The sequence below is a fragment of the Lentzea alba genome (assembly GCF_047445655.1).
GTDB lineage: Bacteria > Actinomycetota > Actinomycetes > Mycobacteriales > Pseudonocardiaceae > Lentzea > Lentzea alba_A.
In genome coordinates, this window is the sequence record NZ_JAJAEG010000033.1 from 35142 (window position 1) to 55119 (window position 19978).

Here is a 19978-nt window from a genome sequence, read left to right on the forward strand (position 1 = left end):
AGCCAAATCTCATTTCGCTGCAACGTCTTCCCGGAATGCCATGACACAAGTGTTGCGGATGCCGGCGTGGTCTCCCAGCTGCCGGGCGTCTGGAGCGACCCCGCTACCCGGCTGGAGCCGCCCCCGCCGATCGACCGGGTTCCACAATGGACCTCCACGCGGAGAAGGACGCTCGCGCTCCGAGGGTCAGTCCGAACGCGACGGTCAGCAGCTGGACGCGTTGCACCAGCCCGGCGCCAGGCTGGTTCACCAGGACTGCGGACAGCACACCCGTCGTGGCCAGCAGCGAGACCACCACTCTGGCGTGCCACCGGCGGGTGCTCCGTTCGAGACCTGCGGCAGCGGCCAGGGCGCTTCCGAACGTCAGCACGCTGGTGACCTGATGCAGCCGGTGCCCGAGCGACACCGACCCGGTCGCCTCGCGGTAGCGGCACAGCGCGTCCACACTCGCCGCGCAGTCCAGTGACAGCACCGTGTCGGCGAGGGTCGCGGCCGCGAAGACGAGCACAGACGCGATGATCAGGCCCCCGCGCATCCGGCGGGCGGCGAGCACCAGACAGCAGGCCGCCAGGGCGTCGGTGACGCGGAACAACCACCGGTACGGCTGGTCATCCGCGAGCAGCTCGCTCACGTAACTGTCCACGAAGGACAGACCGGTCGGCAGCACCAGCTCGAGGAGCCAGGACGAGTACAGGAGTGCGGCCACGACCAGCCACACGCCCGGCTGGTCGAGCCGGCGAGGAACTCGGCTGGAAGATCTTCTCGTCACCACGCTTCCCTCACCCTTCCGTCATGCTGTGTCTTGTGATCAACGCTGTGGGCTCGAACTTGCGCCTCCTGGCGGACGGACCGGTGGACGCGCCGCCGGTCGTGCTCACCTCGGGGCTGGCGGGCGCGGTTGCCGACTGGGACGCCGTGACCCGGCTCCTCGCACCTGCTGTGCGGGTGCTGCGGTTCGACCGGCCAGGCATCGGTGCCAGCACACCGTCGTCGGCGGTCGTGTCGGCGGGGCGAGAAGTGAGCGTGCTGGACGCGGTCCTGGACTTCGCGGGAGGTCCGGCCGTGCTGGTCGGACACTCGCTCGCCGGTCTGCACGTCGAGGCGTACGCGCGGCTACGACCCGCACGCGTGCGAGGTGCGGTGCTCGTGGACCCGAGCCTTGCTCCGTCTGGGATCGGCCGTCCGTTCGACCTCGGCGCAGTGATCGCGGCCGCTCTCGTCCGGTTCGGAGCGGCAGGTCTGGCGGCTCGGTGCGCCAGTCCGCTGCTCCGCCTGGCCGGCCGACCAGCGGCGAGCCCCGCCGTGGTGGAGGAACTCGCCAGGTACCCCGACGTGGTCGCGGAGGTGGACGCGTTGCGCGGCGCACATCCGTTGCCCGACGTGCCGTGGCAGGTGTTCACGGCGGGAGGAACACTCGGAGGCCCGAGGTCCGCGCGCCGCATCCTCACCGCCCACGAGTCGATGGCGACCTTCTCCTCGCGCGGCGTGCACCGCATCGTGCGCGAGGCGACACACCTGGTGCAGCTGGACAATCCCGACGCGGTGGCCGACGCCGTGCTGCGCTGCCTCACACTCTCCTGACCTGCACGAAGCCGTCGCCCCGTCTGCCGCTTCGTGAAGCGACGGCAAGGTGCCCGTGCTTGACATGTCCTGCATTCCTGTCCTGACCGCACATCCGTGACAGCGCCCACCACACCTGTGCAGACCGTGCTCGTGTCCATGACGTGGTGTCGCGGGTGAAGCCGCGGTGGGGCGGGGTGGGTACCGAACCAGGTGGCGCGGCCCAGTACCCACCCCGTGCCGCTGGATCAGATCAGGGGTCCGGTCCAGCGGCGGCGATCACCATTCCGTCCGGTCCGCTCGAAATGGCACCCGTCCCGCTCGGCGGGGCCACAGCCCGCCTTCGCGGCAGCGCACCTCGTTCGCCGTCCGAAGTCGCCTGGACCACTACATCGCGACGGCCGTCGAACCACCCTCCGCCTACTGGCTGGAACTGCCCGCCATCTGGCGGTGATCAGTGAGCCGTCTGGCGACTGGACTCGCAGCCGCAGCCGGAAGACCGCTGTCGGAGATGAGACCGGTGTGGATCCTGTCGTGCAGCGGCGTGGCCGGTCCTGCAGTCCGTGAGCCCGTGGCGGTCTGATCGCACGACGTGGTCGTCAGGCAGGTTCGCGACCAACGCGCAAGCCCGGCCGATCAGGACGATCGCAGGTCGACGTGCCAACTGGCGTCGCGGCGCTTGAGGACCTCGGCCTGGGTCGGCAGCCCGAAACCCGCCCAGGACATGTCGATCCACCGGTGTAGCGGCCGCTGGCCGCAGTCGTGGCGGTGCGGGTGCCGCAGCCGGTGTGGCGGCCTGGGCCGCGCGCTGTAGGTGCCGTGTAGGTGCGCCTTCCCAAGTTCCTTTCAGGGCGCGGAAATCCGCGTTTCCAATGGCATCAGGAGTGGCGCACCGGGGCGACACGGAGGCCACGCCCTTCAAGGTCGAGAAGGACAGCGACGACCAAGGGGGCGTGCCGGAGTTCCCGGAGGAGTGGAAGGCGTTGCTGCGCTTGCTGAAGGAGGGCTGCACCGACGAACAGGCGGCGCGCCGGCTCGGTGTGTCCACCCGCACCGTCGGCCGGATCACCGCGGAGCTGATGGCACAGCTCGGCGCGCGCAGCCGGTTCGAGGCGGGTGTGCTCGCCGCGCTCAAGGGGTGGGTCGACCAGTGACCGGAGAGGTCTGACAGTGCTGTTATATTAGCGCTGTGACATCGTCTGACCCGACGCGGGCCCGAGGCCGGTGGCTGGCGCTGAAGGAACTGCTCGCCGAGGTCGAGGCCGAGATCGAGGACGTCTACCAGGCCCGCGGCCTGCCCGACATGCGTCCGCGGTACGTCTACCCCCTGATCCGGCTGGCCCACACCGGGCCGTTGACGATCCGCGAGCTCGCCGAATCGCTCGGGCACACGCATTCGGCGATGAGTCAGACCCTGGCGGCCATGCGCCGGGACGGGCTGGTCGACTCCGTGCCCGGTGTGGACGCCCGCACGCGGCGGATCACGCTGACCGAGCGCGCCCGTTCGCTGGTGCCTTTCCTCGAAGCGGAGTGGCGGGCCACCGAACAGGCGGTCGCCGAGCTCGACGACGAGGTCATGCCGCACTCCTTGAGCCAGGCGGTGACCGCCACGAGGGAGGCGCTGCGCCGCCGCGGCATGAAAGACCGGATCTCCGACATCCTCGACGCCGCCTCGCCGGCCGAGCTCGCACCTGTGAAGGAGACGTAGTGCGGAAGGGCCTTCTGGACATCAGTCCGCTGCGGACCTCGCCCGCGTTCCGCCGGCTCTGGATCGGGACGACGGCGATCCGGTTCAGCGGGCAGATGGCCGTGGTTGCGGTGCTCTGCCAAGTCTGGGAGCTGACGAAGAGTCCGTTGTGGACGGGTGCGATCGGGGTGGCGACCGCTGTTCCGACGATCGTGCTGGGCCTCTACGGCGGCACGCTCGCGGACACCTACGACCGCCGCCGGGTGATGCTGCTGACCAGTTCCGGTGCGATCGTCGCTGCGGGATTGCTCGCTGCGCAGGCGATTGCCGGGATCGAGTCCGCGCTTCTGGTCTTGGCACTGGTCGCCGCGCAGACGTCCTGCACCGCGCTGGGCTACGCGTCGCGGCGGGCGCTCATTCCCCGGCTGCTGCCGCAGGAACAGGTTCCGGCCGGCGTGGCGCTCGACCTCCTCGCGTTCCAGGTGGCGATGCTGGGCGGCCCGGCACTGGCCGGGGTGGTGCTCGCCGCCGGGGGACCGAGCTGGGTGTACATCTTCGACGCCTTCGCGATTCTGCTTGCGCTTTACGGGATGTCGCGGCTGCCCGCGATGCTGCCCGAGGGTGGCGCGACGCGGGCGGGGCTGGGCGCCACGGTGGAGGGACTCGTCTTCCTCTGGCGGCGCCCGGTGCTGCGCGGGGTGATGGCGACCGATCTGGCCGCGACCGTCCTGGCGATCCCGGTCGCCCTGTTCCCGATCATCAACCAGGAGCGCTTCGGCGGCGACCCGCACACCCTCGGACTGTTCCTCACCGCGGTCGCCGTCGGCGGCACGGCGGCCGGGTTGCTGTCCGGCGCGGTCACCAGCGCCGCCCGGCCCGGCGCGGTGATGCTCGGCGCGGCCGCGGTCTGGGGGCTGGCCATGGCCGGCTTCGGTCTGTTCGACGGCCTCGCCGCGACGCTGGTCTGCCTGGCGATCGCGGGCGCCGCGGACAACGTGTCGGTGACCTCGGGCGGCACGGTCGTGCAACTGGAGACGCCCGACGGGTTCCGCGGCCGGATCACCTCGGCCCAGTACGCGGTCGGTGCGGGTGGACCGGGAATCGGCGACGCACGGGCGGGGCTCGTCGCGAGCCTGCTGTCGGCTTCCGCCTCGGCCGTCAGCGGCGGACTGGCGTGCGTGCTGGCGGTCGGCGTGATCGCGGGAACGCATCCCGCCCTGCGCCGGTGGCGGCGTCAGGAGCCGGTCACCACCGGGGTCTGACGCGTCACGAGCTCAACGTCGGCAGGTGCCGGCCGATCGCGTCCAGGCCGTCCCGGAGCACGTCGTCCGGCCGCAGCAGCGAAAGGCGGATGAAGTTCGAGCTGCGGCCGGGGTGGTTCCAGTAGAAGTGCCGTCCCGGCAGCACCGCGATACCGGTGCTCCTCAACCCGTCGGTCACCTGCAGATCGCTCAGCCCGGACAGCTCGCAGTCGAGCCACGCGAGCGGCAGGACGACCGCACCCCGCCCGGACGTCGACCGGTACTGGGTCCCGGCGAGCGCGGCGTCCACGCGTGCGCGCCGATGACGTGCCTCATCGAGAATGCATTTCGCGACGCCTTCCTCGTGGGTGATGTCGAACAGCTCCGCGAAAAGTGACAACGCGAAGCCGCTGGAGCACAGGAAGATCTCCTCGTAGATCTGCCGCGCCAACGCGGCGATGTCCGCGGAGTAGGCGAGCAGGCTGGCCTTCAGGTCGTGCGTCGGCCACGTCTTGCCGGTGTCCTCGACGGTGAAGTAGCTGACGCCGGAGGAATGCAGGATCTCGTACTCGTCGTACGGTTCCTCCGCGTAGAACCTGAACGTCAGATCGACCACGAGAAGCTTTCCCAGTTTTGCGCACAGGGTGCACAGCTCGGTGAACTCCGCGCGACTCAGGCGGAACCCCGTGGGGTTGTTCGGTGAAACGAGAAAAACGCATCCGACGCGGTCTTGAACAACTCGGTCGCGAAGCCTGTCCAGGTCGAGGAACTCCGCCTCCGGGATGGGGGTGACGTCCACCCCGCGGCGCCGCATCATGAGGTTCAGGTTGTCGAACGCAGGCGTGATGAGGCCGACGCGGACACCCTCCGACGCCATGTACGCGGCCACGATGTCGACGGAGCTCGACGCGGTCGGCGAGATGGAGAAGTGCCTGGAGCTGCGCAGGGCGTCGGAGTGCAGGAGCCTGGCCAGCGCGTCCTTGAACCCGGCTTCGAGGTCGTGCATCTTCCTCGACGCCGTCTCCCGCCATATCTCCGAAAGTCGGTCCTCGACCGACGCGTACATTTTCGGCATCGCGTGGTAGGGGGTGGCCGTCCGCGAAGTTGAACTCCTCGCCCAGTCCGATCACTTCGTAGCGGGTCAAGCTCTGGCCGTCATTCATCGCATAGAACCCCAACTGTGAACCGGCAGACGAATCGAATCAAACCTCGTGGATGTGAGTACCGCGAGTGCCTGGATGTGTCCGGATCCGGACTGGCAGGAACCGGACAGTGGCTCGGCCTTGTTCTGCCGCAGGTCGTGAACAACTATCGACTGCGGCACTCAGAAACTCATCTGGCGCCGGGGGAAATTAAGGAACTGTGCAATGAGAATCGCGGTCGTCGACGGCTTCTCGATGTCCCGGGTCCTCGTGCAGGAGCTCGCGCAGCGCGGCGCGGAATGCGTCCACGTGTGCACCAGACCGGACTTCGGTGAGTTCCACACCCGGCTCTTCGACGCGTCCGTCTACGCGGCCGACCTCGGCTACGCCGCCGACGCGCGGGCCGCCGCCGAGGCGTTGCGCCCCCTCGGTGTCGACGCGGTCATCCCGGGCGCCGAGTCCGGCGTGATCCTCGCGGACCAGATCGCCGACGCGATGGGGCTGGTGCCGACCGTCAACGACTCGCCGTACGACGTCGGAATCGAGATGCTCTTCGACGCCGCGCAGTGCCTGCGGTTCGGCCGGGACATCCTGGTCAACATCGCGACGGACAACCACCGCCTGGCCGTCGAGTGGCTGGAACGCCACCTGGAGGGCCGCTACACCCTCCACCGGATGCACCGGGTGACCGACAGCCACAACGACAGCGTGGTGCTCCCGCTGCGGCCGGGCACGCTGCTGATCCGCTCCCGGCAGTATCTCGACCACCTGCCCGCCGCACTCCAGAAGTGGGACGTGATCGAGGCGCCGGAGCCCAACACGCAGAACTTCCCCCAGTACGACGAGGACGACGTCATCCTCACCAGCCCGTTCATCGACCTGAACGTGCTGTCGATCGACGAGCGCACCGTCATGATCAACGACTCCTGCCCGGAGCTGGGGCGTGTGCTGGAACAACACGGCTTCGACGTCGTGCCCGTGCGCCACCGTCATCGGCGGTTGTTCGGCGGTGGCCTCCACTGCTTCACCCTCGACACCGTTCGTGACGGAGGGTTGGAGGACTACCTCTCGTAAGCGCTCTGCCGCCGGCCCGCTGATTCTGGGTGAAAGCCCAGGTCGGCGGGCTTTTCGTGCGCGCGAAAAGCCCGGTGTGCCATTCCGGAGTAGTGGCCGAGTAGCCTGGGTGAGTATTGTCTGACGGCCTTCGCGCTCATCTTCCCCATTTCTTTCAGGTCGATTGCGAACCTGCCCCCGCCGTGGTCACGATTGACCCGGTGAGTGACTGATGCTTTGTCGTCGATGTTTCACCTGGGGGTTTTGTGTCGTTCGCCAGAACCGTTGAAGACTTCACCGCGGATCCGTACTCGATGTACCGGGCGATGCAGTCCGAGGCGCCGCTGAGCAGGGTCGGCCCGAACGACTTCGTCGTCACCGATCCGGTGCTGATGCTCGAACTGTTCAAGGATCACGCCAGGTTCTCCAGTGCGCGGTGCCTGGAGGGGCAGGTCCCCATCGCGGACGCGGCCAGGGAGGTGCTCGCGGACACGCTGTTCTTCGGGCGTGCGCTGATCAACGAGGCTCCGCCGGGGCACACCGCGTTCCGGCGGACGTTCGGGAGACCGTTCACGTCGGCGGCGGTGGCGGAGCTGGAACCGCGGATTCGCGAGCTCACCGCCGAGATCTGTGGCGATTTGTCCGGACGTAGTGGTTTCGACGTCATCGGGGATCTCGCTTTTCCGCTGCCCATTCGGGTTCTTGCCGAGATCATCGGCATTCCGGACGAGGATCTGCCGCGGGTCAGGCAGTGGAACGACCAGTGGATCGCGCTCCAGGTCCTGCCGATGGCGGAACAGGACCAGGTGCGGGCCGCGGTGGCGGTGCGGGCCTACGAGGACTACATGAGACGGCTGATCGAGGAGATCGTGTCCGCGCGGCGGCCGTGCTTGCTGCTCGACATGGTCGACGCCATCGACGAGCCGTCCGCCGTGCACGATGTCAACGATGTCATCGTCGCGGTGCGGATGATGATCGGTGCCGGGCACGACGTGGCGTCCGGGTTGATCGGCAACGCGGTGGCGATCCTCGTCCAGACCGGGCGCTGGGAGGCGCTGGCGCGGGACCCGGCGAAGGTGCCGGAGTTCGTCGAGGAGACGTTGGTGCTCGACCCGCCGTTGCAGAGCGCGCCGCGGCTGGTCGAGGAGACCACCGAGGTGCGCGGTGTGACGGTGCCGGCCGGGGCCAGGGTCCACCTCGCCATCGGGGCCTACTCGGCGCTCAACGGCAAGCGGGGCAACGGTTCCCACGCGAGCCGGCACATCGGGTTCGGGTACGGCATCCACCACTGCGTCGGTGCTCACCTCGGCCGGGCGCAGGCTCGCATCGTGCTGTCGCACCTGCTGGCCGTCGTTCCCGCCACTCCCCGGTTCGACGAGGAGAACCCGCCTGTCCGGTTGCCGGGCGGCTACGTCTTCCGCAGCTTCAGCTCGCTGCCCGTCCTGTGGTGAGGAGTCACACCGTGGCCGTCAAACCGCCATTGGTGCCGAATGCCAAGCCGATCGTCGGCCACGCACTGGGCATCTTCAAAGACCAGCTCGAGTTCTTCAGCGAGGCGGCGCTGACCGCACCGCTGTCCCGCCTCAAGATCGGGTGGACGGACGCCTACCTGATCGCCAACCACGAACTGCTCTACCACGTGCTGGTGAACGACGCGAAGAAGTACGACAAGGGCGTGCAGTACGAGCGGGCGCGCGCGTTGCTGGGCAACGGTGTTCTGCTCGCGGAGGGCGACTTCCACTTCCGTCAGCGCCGGCTCATGCAGCCCATGTTCAACAAGCCGTCGATCGACGACTACGTCGACGCCATGCACCGCTACAGCACGGCCATGGTGGAGTCGTGGTCCGGCTCCGGCGTCGTGAGCCTCTACCCGGAGTTCTACCGGCTGGCCACCAGGGTCGTGATCGACACGCTCTTCTCCACCCGGATGACCGACGCCGACGTCGCGCTCGTCCAGTCCAGGATGCCCGTCGTCATCTCGGGCATGCAGAAGCGCGGAGCCTTGCCCACCAAGGTGTTCGACGCGCTGCCCACTCCGGAGAAGCGGGCCTTCTACACGGCGATCGGCGAGCTGCGGGCGCTGGGCGACCGTCTCGTGGAGGAACGGCTCGCCGCGGATCGCGAGACGGGCGCGTGGGCCGACCTCATCGACGTGCTCCTCAACGTCGACGACGAGGTCGCCCGCCGGGACAACGACAGGGCGCAGATCCTCAACGAGTTCCTGACCTTCCTGACCGCGGGCTCGGAGACGACGCCGAGCGCCATGGCGTGGTCCTGCTACCTGCTGGCACGGCATCCGGAGATCCAGGAGCAGGTGCGCGAGGAGGTCGCCGGGCTCGACCTCGTCGCGGAGGGCACCGCGCAGGCCCTCCAACGGCTGCCCCTGCTGCAGGCCGTCGTCAAGGAGTCGTTGCGGCTTTACCCGCCCGTGTGGTTCCTCGGCCGCCGCACGCTCGCGCCGACCACGCTCGGCGGGTACGCGCTGCCGACGGGTTCCCAGGTCTTCTACTCCGTCTACACGATCCAGCGCGACCCGGCGATCTACGACGACCCGGACGAGTTCAAGCCCCACCGCTGGCTCGACGGCGGGAAGAAGTACCCGCGCACCGCCTTCCTGCCGTTCGGGGCAGGGGTTCGCAACTGCATCGGTGAGCACTTCGCGTGGATCGAAACGTCCATCACCCTGCTCAACGTCCTGCAGCGCTACCACCTTTCCCTGGCACCGGGTCAGCAGGTGCGGCCGACGACCATGGGGTCGCTCGTGCCCGCCGGTGACCTGCCGATGCGGCTTGAGAGCGTGGTGAAGCGATGACCGACGACGAATCCGTCGCCGCCGAGCTCTCCCGCCGGGTCCGCGCGAACGTGGCCGAGCTGCTCGCGGAGTTCTCCGACCTGGCCGGCAGCTCCGATCTCGACACCAGCGGCCAGATCTCCACGTTCACGCAACGGCTGGCCGACTTCGTCACGAGGTTCGGCAGCATGCGGCGAACGCGGGTGGCGGCGCACGTGTTGCACGGCTACCAAAGCGTCACGGAGCAGGCGCTGGAGAACCTCGCCCACGCCTGTGCCGCGCTGGAGCTGTTCCACGCCGCGGCACTGGTCCACGACGACATCATCGACGAGAGCGACACCCGCAGGCACCACCCCACCCTGCACACCGGCTGGAGCGTCGCAGAACAGCGCAACGGCGACTCGTCCCCGCCGGCCAGGCTCGGGCTCGCGGCCGGATTGCTCGGCGGGGACGTGCTGCTGGTGTTGTGCGCCCGCGCGATGGGCCGCGTCGAGGAACCCGTGCGGGACCGCATGACCGAGGTCTTCCAGGACGTCCAGCTGCGTACCGTGGTCGGCGAGTTCCAGGACGTCCTGCTCGAACGCCGCAGGGCCAGCGCGGACCGCGGGGCGATCACCAGCATGGCGGTGAACAAGACCGCTTGGTACACCGTGATCGCGCCGATGAGACTGGCTGCCTTGTGCGCCGGCGCTGATGACGACGTCATGCCGTTGTTCGACACGGCCGGATCGGCGTACGGGGAGGCCTTCCAGCTCCTCGACGACCTCAACGGGTTGCTCGCCGACTCCACGACGACGGGCAAGAACCCGTTGGACGACATGAACACGGGCAAGGCGACGCTCCTGCACCACCTCGTCCGCGACCACGCCACCGCCGACGAGCTCGCGGTGCTGCGCCAGGTCTACGGGCACGGCCGCTGCACCGGGCCGGACCTCGCCCGCTACCGCGGAATCGTGCGGGCACACGGAGATCGGGTCATCGGCGAGCTGCAGACGTTGCTGGGGCGAGCCCGGTCCCGGCTGCGCGACGCCGGGTTCTCCGACCGCACGATCGACCACGTCGAGCACGAGCTGATTCCGCACGACCGGCTTCCCGTTCTGTTCACCGAGAGGTTCCTGCCGTGGCAAAAAGTCTCAACCAGGCGCTGAGCGGCGAGTACGTCCTGCTGCCGAGTTTCGGTCACTGCGTGCCCGCCGCCGAGAGGCAGGACAGCGCACAGGTCGTCGCGGACAGCCAGCAGTGGTGCCGGCAGGGACTCGCGAACCTGCTGCCACCGGAGGATCTGACGACACTGCTGGCCGAGCGCGCGTCACTGTGGACGGTCCTCGTCCTGCCCACCGCTCCCTACGAGTTCCTGGTCGCGGCGGCCAGGTACACCGAGTACCTGTCCATTCTGGACAACGCGCTCGTCGACAAGGAACGCCTCGGCAGCGACGCGGTGTACGCCGCGACGCTGAAGGCGGCCATCGACGTGGTGTTCGACGGTGGAGCACCCGGCGCCTCCGCCGACGAGGAGATGGCGATCTGGTTCAAGCCGCTGATCGAATGCCTGTCCACCCTGCGCGGGTACCTGACCGACGAGGTGTGGGGGAGCCTGCACCGCGAGGTGTACCGGTTCTTCGCCGGCTGCGTGGAAGAGGTGCGATATCGCAACTCGGCGGACGTGTACGACTTCGACACGTACCTGCGCATGCGGCGCGACAGCGTCGGCATGGGCATGTACTTCGCTCTCGGGGAGGCGCTCGCACCACCGTTCCCCGGCGGGGAACGCAGCGGTGCGGAGCACAAGGAACGGCTGCTGGCGCACGCGCTGGACCACATCGCGCTGGCGAACGACCTGTACTCGTTCCGGACCGAGGCCGAGGCCGACGACGTCGTGAACGCCGTCGCCACGCTGATCCTCAGCGAGCGGCTCACCGTCCAGGAGGCGTTCGACCGCGTGGGGATCGAGGTGCTGCGCAACGAGAACGCCTTCCGCAAGGAGCTGCGCGACACCATCGCCGAGCTGGGAGCCGGGCACCCCGTGAGCGTCTACGGGGGACTGCTCTGGCACATGATGTGCGGGAACGTCGAATGGTCGTACCGCACCACTCGCTACAACGGAGAAAGGCATGAGTGGGATGGCCGGTACCCGCAGGTCGTTCAGCTTCTACCGGGCAGCACGCGCTTTACCGGCAAGGCTTTCCGGGACCTCGTGGCGGAAGGACTGGTCTGACCGGGCCGCGGGCCACCGCGTCCGCCTGTACCGGGGCGCGAGCCTGACCAGGGCGGTGGTCCGGCTCGCCCGCGACCCGCTGGCGTACGTCGCCTCGCTCAACGACACGGCCGGCGTGCACGTCTTCCACGCGTTCGGCCAGGACCTCGTGCACCTCACGGATGCCTTGCTGGTCAAGGAGATGCTCGTCGACCGGCGCGGGGACTTCGAGAAGGGCGTGTTCTTCGACCGGGTGCGGCGCCTGGTGGGCAACGGGGTCGTGACCGCGAACGGGGCCGAGCACCGCAGGCAGCGGGTCTACCTCGACCGGTTCTTCAAGCGAGAGCACGTCATCGGCCTCGCCGGGCTGATGACCGAGGTGGTGCGCTCAGACCTCGCGGGCTGGGACGGCACCGTCGACCTCGACGCCGCGCTGCACCGCGTGGCGTTCAAGATCCTGGGCGCCACCATGTTCGGCACCGAGCTCGACGCCGCGAAGTTCGACGGCATCCACGAGTGGCTGGCCGTCGTGCTGGAGTCGGCCATGCTGCGCACCGTGGTCCCCGGCTGGTACCTCCGCGTGCCGACGAAGAAGAACCGGTTGCACGACACCGCGATGGACCGACTGAGGTCGGCCATCGTCGCGGCCATGCAGTCGCATTCGGGGGCCACGTCCGACCGGCTGGACCTCGTCTCGGTCATGCGGTCGGTCGACGGTCCCGACGGAAAGCCGTTGAGCTCGGAGGAGATCGCGGACCAGATCGTCTCCGTGACGCTGGCGGGCGCGGAGACGGCCGCCACGGCACTCGCCTGGCTGACCGTGGAACTCGCCGGCGACCAGGCGCTGCAGGACGACCTGCGGGAGGAGCTGGCCGCCGCCAGGGCGCGCGGCGTCGAGTACGGGCCGGATCTCGCCGAGACACCGTTGCTCAAACGGGTGCTCTCGGAGGTGCTGCGCAGCCGGCAGCCGATCTTCGCGATCTCGCGGCGCACGATTCGCGACACCTCGGTCGGGGGCCTAGTCCTGCCCGGTGGTACCGAGGTCCTGTACAGCCCGTGGGCCATGCATCGGGATCACGTCAACTTCCCGATCGGCCCGTCGTTCGACCCGTGGTCCTCAGGGGCGAGCGGTTGCCCGATCTCCCAGGAGACGGCGTTCATGCCGTTCGGGCTCGGTCCGCGGCATTGCGTGGGTGAGCGGTATGCGTGGCAGATGATGTGGATCGTGGTGGGGGAGGTGTTGGCTGCTGTTCGGATTGAGGAGGCTCGGGCGCGTTATCCGCACGGCCGTCCACTTGCGACGGTCATTCCCGGGGCTGTTGACGCGACGGTGCGGCGGTTGGCGCGTTGATCGTCAGCCCTCGGGGGTGTCACTCCGTGGTCGGGGAGGCGCTGGGCGCCGTTGGTGTCGAGGAGGTGCGGGCGGGTTGTCCGCGTGGTCGTCCACTTGCGACTGTCGTCCCCGGGGCTGTTGACGCATCGGTGCGGCGGTTGGCGCGTTGATCGTCAGCCCTCGGGGTGCCACTCCAGGAAGTGGCCGCGGGACCAGCAGCGGCCCACCGCGTCGGCGTGCACCTCCGACCGGTGGCACACCGTCACGCCGAGAATGCTGTGGCCGGAGGCGCGGCGGTCGCCGAACGTCGAGATCGCCGGTGCGACGCCTACGCCTTCGGCCGACACCCACGCCACCGGGCGGTCGGTCGCCGCTTCCTCCAGGTGCTTCAGGAAGCGGTGGCGGCCGTCCACCGGGAGCTTCGACAACGCCCACGTGGTGGTGACGACCGGCAGGGCGTTCGCGGGCACGCGGGTGAGGGCGTCGGGCAGCACCTTGAGGACGTTGCCCCGCAGCAGCGTCGGAGGCGCTGTCGCCGCCAGCGCCATCTCCGCTTCGAGCCTTGCGGCAGTTCGCTCCTGCGCGTCCGGTGGCAGGCATGCTCGCAGCCAGCGGGCGTCGTCGGTGTCGGTGACGTCGATCGGGTCGGGGTCGATGTTGATCCTGGCCACGACCTCGGGGATCGGCCGCTGCGGGACGGGCCTGCCGTCCACGACCGAGCACCACCACCTCAGCGGGGACGACGGGTCGCCGAGGACCTGTCCTGTGCTGTAGGTGATGCCGACGCGGTCGACGTTGAGGTTGAACCCGGCCGAGGTGCCGAAGTCGATCAGTCCTACCGCGTCTGCGCCCGCCCGGCGGGCCGCTTCGGCGATGGCCGGGTACAGCACGCCGTAGCGGCCCGTCTCGCCGGTCTTCGTCTTGCGGCGGGAGGCGATGGCGACGACCTCGTCGGCCAGGTCCAGCACCGTGTCGACGGCGGCACGGGCGGCGGCGTCGACGTCGGACTCGGCGTAGGCCTTGGCGAGGGCAGGGGCCTGCCCGGCGAGGACGAGGTCGTGCAGTGCGGCCAGGACGACCTTCGGGTGCCGTTTCTGCGCCGGTGCCGCCTCGATCGCGCGCAACGCCTCGGCGGACTCGCTCAGCGCGACGGCCACGCGTTCGTACAGCGGCGACATCTCGGCCGCGTCGGCCTCGGCGAAGCGCCGGTACACCTGAGCGAGCGGGCGGGCGCTTCCTGCGGTCGGCTTCGGCACTCGGCCGATCCTAGCCCGTCCGCAGGAAGCGGTGATCTTGCGACCTCAGCGCCGCGGAGCCTCCCACCAGCAGGCGGTGGTGTGGTTGCGGCCGTCGGTCGCCGCCAGGGCGTACCCCGCGGTCCGGCCGGAGGCGTTGATCGCCACGACGTACGAGCCGAGGCCGTTGTCGCGGAGCTCGGTCGTGCGTCCCCGCAGCGGTTCCCAGACGACCGAGGAGAACGGGAAGGCCGTCGAGCCGGGGAAGTCCTTCGCGCCGGCGATCTGGCCGCGGTCGTTGACCTCGGACGCCACGCGACCGGGCAGCTCGACGGGGTCGGCGGTGCGCGACGGCCAGTAGACGGCGGTGGGCTGGGCGCCGTTGGACCGCCAGCCGACGACCATCCCGCTCTCGTTGCGGTCGGAGGCGAACGTGTCGGTGGTGCCGCCGCTGGTGAGCGTGTGCGGGGTGCGGGTGCCGGGGTCCCACACGACCGCCGTGTGCCGCCAGGCCACCGCGTCGATCGGGACGATCACGCCGCCCGCCGCCCCGCCGCGTGCGTCGAGCTTGCGCGCGAGGGCCACGGCGCCGGGCACCGACGGGTCGGGCGGCGGCAGCTGGGTGTACGTGCGCGTGGCCGGGTTCCACAGGAACGAGCCGATGGGGAAGTTCAAGCCCGGCACGTTCGGGTCTGGAACGTCGTTGGTGCCGACGACGAGAACGGTGCCCCTGTCGTTGATGTCGACGGACAGGGCAGCGAACGCGCCGGGCGGCAGCGGCAGGACGTCGATCCCGGTCCGCGCGCTCCAGACGAAGGCCCTCGTGGGCTCGTTCGCCCGCTCCGCCGCGCCTGCCACGCCGCGCATCAGCCGCGCCTGCGCCGCCGCTCCCGACGACGGCGGGAGGCCGAGGCCGAGCGTGCCGGCCACGACTCCGTACCGGTTGACCGCGTCGGCCCGCGAGCTGCGCGGCTCGGACGGCATGAGGTCGAACAGCCGGCCGCCCTCAACGCCCGGGTTCATGATGAACGCGTGGCTCACGGCCGTGCCGGGGAGTGCGGTCACGCCCACGACGTCGCCGCGGTCGTTGATGTCCGCGCCCTCGCTCGCCGTGCCGGGACCGGCGAGCGACCCGATGTCGTGGAAGCCCGTCCGGGTACCGCGCGAGTCCGGGGCGGCGTGAGCCAGGCCGGGCAGGGCCGCGACTCCGGCGGCACCCGCCGCGGCGATCAGCAGACGGCGCCGCGAAATCCCTGCGGTGCTGGGGTTCATCGCCATGCCTTTCGGTGAAGTGAGAAGAGAAGGGGGATCACAGACTGCGCAGCAGGGAGGCCCGGTCGACCTTGCCCGTGTCCGTCAGCGGCATCTCGTCGAGTGCGACGATGCGCGTGGGGACCATGTACGACGGCAGGATCGCCTGGAGGGCACCGACGATCTCCGCCTTGGCGAGTGGTTCCGCCGTCGGGACGTAGAAGGCGGCCAGCGTCCGTCCACGCGGTCCCGAGGGCGCCACCACCGCGGCCGCCCGGATGCCGGGGCACTGCAGGAGCGCGCTCTGCACCTCGCCCAGCTCGATCCGGTAGCCGCGCACCTTGACCTGGTCGTCGAGGCGCCCCAGGAACTCGACGTTCCCGTTCGGCAGCCAGCGGGCGCGGTCACCGGTGTGGTACATCCGCTCGCCGGGGCGGTCGGCCCACGGGTCGGGCCGGAACTTGACGGCGGTGAGGCGGCTGGCGGCGGCGTAGCCCACGACGACGCACTCGCCGGAGATGTACAGATCGCCCTCCTCGCCCACGGGGCAGGGCCGCAGGTCGCCGTCGAGCACGTAGTAACGGGCGTTCTGCATCGGTTTCCCGTACGGGATGCTCGGCCACGAGAGGTCGACTTCGCCCACCGGGTAGTGGTTCGACCAGACCGTGCACTCCGTGGCACCGCCCAGCCCCACGACCCCGGCGCCGGGGAAGGCGGCCCGGATCTGGTCGGGCAGCGGCACCGGAATCCAGTCGCCGCTCAGCAGGACGAGGCGCAGCGTGTCACGGCCCGCGGGCTCGCGGACCCCGGCGAACGGCATCACCATCGCCAATGCCGCGGGGGCCGAGTCCCAGATGGTGATGTCCTCCTGCTCGAGCAGGTCCACCAGGACGTCCGGCTCGGCGATCTCCTCCGCTGACGCCAGCCGCACGCAGGCACCCGCGGCGAGCACGCCGAAGATGTCGTAGACGGAGAGGTCGAAGCAGAAGGACGTGACGAAGAGGATCTTGTCGGCAGGTCCGACCTCGTAGGTGCGGTTCAGCCAGTCGACGAGGTTCACCACCGACCGGTGGTTGACCACGACTCCCTTGGGCGCACCGGTCGAGCCGGACGTGAAGATGACGTAGGCGATGTCCTCGGCCACCGGCCCCTCGGGCAGCGGATCGGCCGGGCGGGCGGCGACGTGGTGCCCGGTCCACAACGGCTCGCGCTCCGCCGCGCGGTCGGGCATCAGGCGGATCACGGCGTCGTAGCGCCGGGCCAGCTCGCCCGCGAACGCCTCGGCGTCGCGACGGTGGACCTCGGCCTTGGCCACCCCGGGCAGGAGCTCGGGCAGGCGCTCGATGAAACGCGGTGACACGCGCAGGCCCGCGGTGTCGCCGGACTCGGGGTCGACGAGGTCGGCGAGCACGATCACGCCGTCGTCGCTGATCGATCCCCGCAGGGACGCGAGGACACCGGCCAGGTAGTCGAGGTCCGGCAGGAACTGCACGGTGCTGGCCAGCACGACGACGTCGAACGGCCCCCGCACCTTCTCGGCGGCCTCGTCGGCGAAGCACACGACGCCCTCGACCCCGGCGCGTTCCCGGCTGCGCGCCACGGACACCGGTGACGGGTCGACGGCGACGTAGCGGGACGCGTGCGCGGCCAGGGCCTCGGCGATCAGGCCGGACCCGCACCCGATCTCGAGGATCGCCGGCCGTTCGACCGGCGCCGCGGCCAGCACGAACGACGCCACGTGGTCGCGATAGCCCCGCACGTCCTGCTCGTCGAAGGGCCGGTCCGAGCGGCGCAGGTTGAAACCGGCGGCCTCCAGCTCGTCGGAGGACTCCGCCACGAAGTCGAAGAACTCCGCGACCCGGTCGCGCTTGAGAGTGGCCGACCACGAGTGCTCTTCCGGGATGCCGGGACACACCACGTGGCGCAGCGACGGCACCTCCCACCGGAGCTCCTGCACGGAACCCAGCCGGGGCCGGTCGGTCAGCACGGCGGTCACGTGGAGCTGGTTGAGCAGCCCGACCACCCGGCGGGCCGGCCACGCGGGATCGAGCGGGACGTAGGCCGCGCCGCACTTGAGCACGGCCAGCAGCCCGGCGAGGGCCCACGGGTCGCGCCCGCTGAAGAGGGCCACGGTGTCGCCTCGGCCGAGTCCGAGGTCGCGCAGCAGCCGCGCGAGCCGGTTGGCGCGGCGGTCCAGCTCGCCGTGGGTCAGGACCTGCCCGTCCGACGTGATGATCGCCGGGCGGTCCGGGTACCGCTGGGCGGCCTCCGCGAGCAGTTCGGGGATCGTGGCGTCGCCCCGGAACGGGCGCGTCGTCTCGTTCCAGCCGCTCCACGGTGCGACCGGGGTGGCGGCGCTCATCGGCGCGACCCGAGTGCCTGGGCGGAGGCCAGCGCGTCGGTCAGCTCGTTCACCGTCGGGTTGTCGAAGAACAGCCGCAACGACAGGCGGATACCCGCCTTCGCCGCGAGCTCGGCCATGATGTCGGCGATCAGCAGCGAGTGCCCGCCGATCTCGAAGAAGTCGTCGTCGTCGCCGAAGCGGTCGTGCGTGAGCGCGGAGACCCAGCCGGCCCGCACGTGGGCACGCAGCAGCTCACGTTCCGAGCTGTCGTGATCGGATTCGATGTCGTTCACCACTCGCTCCCTGCCATCAGCCGTCGGGGAGCCAGTCTCGCCACGGCCCCTGGCCGCGTCCGTGGATCTTTCAGAGGTCAGTCAGCGTGGACGCGCCCGAGTCGCACGCGCTGTCACCTTGGTCGCAGACGTGGTGTTTCGCTGCGACAGAAAGGAACGGGGAGACTTTCCTCAGGTGCATGGGAACGAACACGAAGAGTCGTTGGTTCGTCGGTGTCTCTCCCGGCGGGAACAAGAGTTGTGCGCTGTACGCGTTTCCCCACGCGGGAGCGGGGTCGACCGCGGTGCGCCGGCTGTGCACCGAGCTCGCGGACGAGTTCGACACCTTCGGTGTGCGCCTGCCGGGTCGTGAGTCCCGGCTCAGCGACCCGGTGGAGACGGTCATGGCGGAGCTCGCCGACAAGCTCGCGGACGAGCTGGTCCGCCACGCGGACGGCCGGCCGGTGGTGCTGTACGGCCACTGCGCCGGTTCGGCGATCGCGTACGAGGTGGCGCGCCGCCTGGACCCCGCCCAGCTGCGGGGACTGGCCGTGTCCTCCCATCCCGCGCCGGGGAGCATTCGGCGCGAGCCGACGTGGGCCCTGCCGCGGGCGGACTTCCTGCGCCAGGTCGAGACCGACGGGTACCTCCCGCCCCAGATCCTCGGCAACGAGGAGATGCTGGAGATCTACGAGGCCGTCGTGCGCGCCGACTACGAGCTCATCGAGACCTACGAGCTGGCGCTGTTCGAGCGCGGATCTGTCGACCCCGTCTCGGCTCCGACGGTGGCCGTCTTCAGTCGTGACGACCACACGATGGAGCGCGCGCACATCGACGCGTGGTCGGCGTTCACCACCGGGCCGTTCCAGGTCGTGCCGCTGGAGTCGGGAGGTCACGACCTGCCGGGCACTCAGCCGGTCGAGCTGGCGCGGGCCGTGCGGCAGGGACTCAAGACCGGTTTCTCCGTGTAAGAGAGACGAAAGATCGCGGATTGGCGGTCTTCTGGCCGTGTCATGATTCCGCCACGGATGACCGGACTTTGTCGGCGCGAGTGGCCATGGGTCATTCAGCACGCGTGCCTTGTTGAAGTGATCAATTTACCGGTGCGCTCATCAGCGAGGGAGCGGCAGCTTGGGCACTCTGACCTATGCGGACTATCTGCGGATGGAGACCCTGCTTTCGTTGCAGGAAACGCAGATACCTCCGACGGCCAATCGCGCCGTGGTGCTGGCCGAACAGTTCTTCATCATCGCACACCAGTCCTGCGAGCTGTGGCTGAAACAAATCGGGACGGACCTGACCTGTGCGGCGGAGGCGCTTCTGCCGCCGTGTGACGTCGGCGATCTCGAACAGAGCCTGGAGTACCTGCTCAGAACGGGGGAGATCCTCCGGCTGTTGCACGGTCAGCTGCTCGTGCTGGAGAAACTGCCGATCCGGTACTTCGCCGAGTTCAGGCCGTACCTGGGAACGGCGAGCGGGGTCCAGTCCACGCAGTTCCGGCAGATGTCGCGGTTGCTCGGCGACGACGAGAGTCCCGAAAGCCTGTACAAGGTGTTCGAGGCGGCCGTGGAATATCACGGGCTGTCCGTTCAGGACGTGTGCGTGCAGGGCGTCGGCGCAGGGGCTCTGCACCGAGTCGCCGAGGCGTTGCTGGAGATCGGCAACGGCTACTGGCACTGGAAGGTGGCCCACCTGGCGCTGATCTCGAAGATGGTCGGGAGCAACGAGGGCACGGGCGGCACGAGCGGTGTCGACTTCCTGGCCCGGCGGGTCACCATGCCGTTTCCGACGCTGCGCCGGGTGCGGGGCCAGTCGATCGAGAGATAGACCCCGCCTGACCTGCGGCGGGGCAAAAAGCGGCCGGGGGGGGGGGGG

The 19978-nt window shown here is 69.6% G+C and carries 18 protein-coding genes; 12 read left to right on the forward strand and 6 right to left on the reverse strand.

Features of this window, described 5'->3' with window-relative positions; genetic code table 11:
- Positions 1-103: 103 nt before the first annotated feature.
- A complete protein-coding gene (locus LFM09_RS39915; RefSeq protein WP_414101828.1) occupies positions 104-769 on the reverse strand; it encodes a DUF998 domain-containing protein in 666 nt (221 codons plus the stop codon).
- Between the two features lie 23 nt (positions 770-792).
- On the opposite strand from LFM09_RS39915, the gene LFM09_RS39920 reads away from it, so the two are divergent.
- The 4 genes from LFM09_RS39920 to LFM09_RS39935 all read left to right on the forward strand — a co-directional run bounded on the left by LFM09_RS39920 (position 793) and on the right by LFM09_RS39935 (position 4509).
- On the forward strand, positions 793-1581 hold the full coding sequence (locus LFM09_RS39920; RefSeq protein WP_414101829.1) for an alpha/beta fold hydrolase: 789 nt from the start codon (positions 793-795) through the stop codon (positions 1579-1581).
- Positions 1582-2432: 851 nt separating this feature from the next.
- A complete protein-coding gene (locus LFM09_RS39925; protein WP_414101830.1) occupies positions 2433-2714 on the forward strand; it encodes a helix-turn-helix domain-containing protein in 282 nt (93 codons plus the stop codon).
- Between the two features lie 35 nt (positions 2715-2749).
- Positions 2750-3268, forward strand: a complete 519-nt coding sequence (locus LFM09_RS39930) for a MarR family winged helix-turn-helix transcriptional regulator (protein WP_414101831.1) — start codon at positions 2750-2752, stop codon at positions 3266-3268.
- Positions 3268-4509, forward strand: coding sequence for an MFS transporter (locus tag LFM09_RS39935; RefSeq protein ID WP_414101832.1), 1242 nt, complete (start codon positions 3268-3270; stop codon positions 4507-4509). Before LFM09_RS39930 ends, LFM09_RS39935 begins: the two co-directional genes overlap by 1 nt.
- 4 nt (positions 4510-4513) lie before the next feature.
- Here LFM09_RS39935 and LFM09_RS39940 read toward each other — a convergent pair whose 3' ends face one another.
- Entirely contained in the window at positions 4514-5554 is a 1041-nt protein-coding gene (locus LFM09_RS39940; RefSeq protein WP_414101833.1) for a pyridoxal phosphate-dependent aminotransferase, read from the reverse strand.
- A 301-nt stretch (positions 5555-5855) separates the two neighbouring features.
- On the opposite strand from LFM09_RS39940, the gene LFM09_RS39945 reads away from it, so the two are divergent.
- The 6 genes from LFM09_RS39945 to LFM09_RS39970 all read left to right on the forward strand — a co-directional run bounded on the left by LFM09_RS39945 (position 5856) and on the right by LFM09_RS39970 (position 13019).
- A complete protein-coding gene (locus LFM09_RS39945) occupies positions 5856-6704 on the forward strand; it encodes a hypothetical protein (RefSeq protein WP_414101834.1) in 849 nt (282 codons plus the stop codon).
- A gap of 245 nt (positions 6705-6949) precedes the next feature.
- Complete coding sequence (locus LFM09_RS39950) at positions 6950-8134, forward strand: hypothetical protein (protein ID WP_414101835.1); 1185 nt, start codon at positions 6950-6952, stop codon at positions 8132-8134.
- An 11-nt stretch (positions 8135-8145) separates the two neighbouring features.
- Positions 8146-9495 (forward strand): cytochrome P450, encoded by a 1350-nt coding sequence (locus tag LFM09_RS39955; RefSeq protein WP_414101836.1) that lies wholly within the window; start codon positions 8146-8148, stop codon positions 9493-9495.
- A complete protein-coding gene (locus LFM09_RS39960; RefSeq protein WP_414101837.1) occupies positions 9492-10622 on the forward strand; it encodes a polyprenyl synthetase family protein in 1131 nt (376 codons plus the stop codon). The genes LFM09_RS39955 and LFM09_RS39960 overlap by 4 nt, the downstream gene beginning before the upstream one ends.
- Positions 10595-11689 (forward strand): terpene synthase family protein, encoded by a 1095-nt coding sequence (locus tag LFM09_RS39965; RefSeq protein ID WP_414101838.1) that lies wholly within the window; start codon positions 10595-10597, stop codon positions 11687-11689. Before LFM09_RS39960 ends, LFM09_RS39965 begins: the two co-directional genes overlap by 28 nt.
- The gene (locus tag LFM09_RS39970) at positions 11586-13019 is read left to right on the forward strand and encodes a cytochrome P450 (protein WP_414101839.1); all 1434 of its coding nucleotides are present in this window, start codon (positions 11586-11588) and stop codon (positions 13017-13019) included. The genes LFM09_RS39965 and LFM09_RS39970 overlap by 104 nt, the downstream gene beginning before the upstream one ends.
- Positions 13020-13174: 155 nt before the next feature.
- Here the strand turns inward: LFM09_RS39970 and LFM09_RS39975 are convergent, their stop codons facing one another.
- From LFM09_RS39975 to LFM09_RS39990, 4 genes are read right to left on the reverse strand one after another with little or no spacing between them, the layout of a single operon-like run.
- A complete protein-coding gene (locus LFM09_RS39975) occupies positions 13175-14257 on the reverse strand; it encodes a DUF2332 domain-containing protein (protein WP_414101840.1) in 1083 nt (360 codons plus the stop codon).
- A 45-nt stretch (positions 14258-14302) separates the two neighbouring features.
- On the reverse strand, positions 14303-15508 hold the full coding sequence (locus tag LFM09_RS39980) for a hypothetical protein (RefSeq protein ID WP_414101841.1): 1206 nt from the start codon (positions 15506-15508) through the stop codon (positions 14303-14305).
- Between the two features lie 37 nt (positions 15509-15545).
- Positions 15546-17849 carry an amino acid adenylation domain-containing protein gene (locus LFM09_RS39985; RefSeq protein ID WP_414101842.1) on the reverse strand — a complete coding sequence of 768 codons (2304 nt, stop codon included), beginning with the start codon at positions 17847-17849 and terminating at the stop codon, positions 15546-15548.
- Positions 17846-18124 (reverse strand): acyl carrier protein, encoded by a 279-nt coding sequence (locus tag LFM09_RS39990; protein ID WP_414101843.1) that lies wholly within the window; start codon positions 18122-18124, stop codon positions 17846-17848. Before LFM09_RS39990 ends, LFM09_RS39985 begins: the two co-directional genes overlap by 4 nt.
- Positions 18125-18303: 179 nt before the next feature.
- On the opposite strand from LFM09_RS39990, the gene LFM09_RS39995 reads away from it, so the two are divergent.
- Both LFM09_RS39995 and LFM09_RS40000 read left to right on the forward strand, forming a co-directional pair.
- Entirely contained in the window at positions 18304-19074 is a 771-nt protein-coding gene (locus LFM09_RS39995) for a thioesterase II family protein (RefSeq protein ID WP_414101844.1), read from the forward strand.
- Between the two features lie 124 nt (positions 19075-19198).
- Positions 19199-19930, forward strand: a complete 732-nt coding sequence (locus tag LFM09_RS40000) for a tryptophan 2,3-dioxygenase family protein (RefSeq protein ID WP_414101882.1) — start codon at positions 19199-19201, stop codon at positions 19928-19930.
- Positions 19931-19978 lie beyond the last annotated feature (48 nt).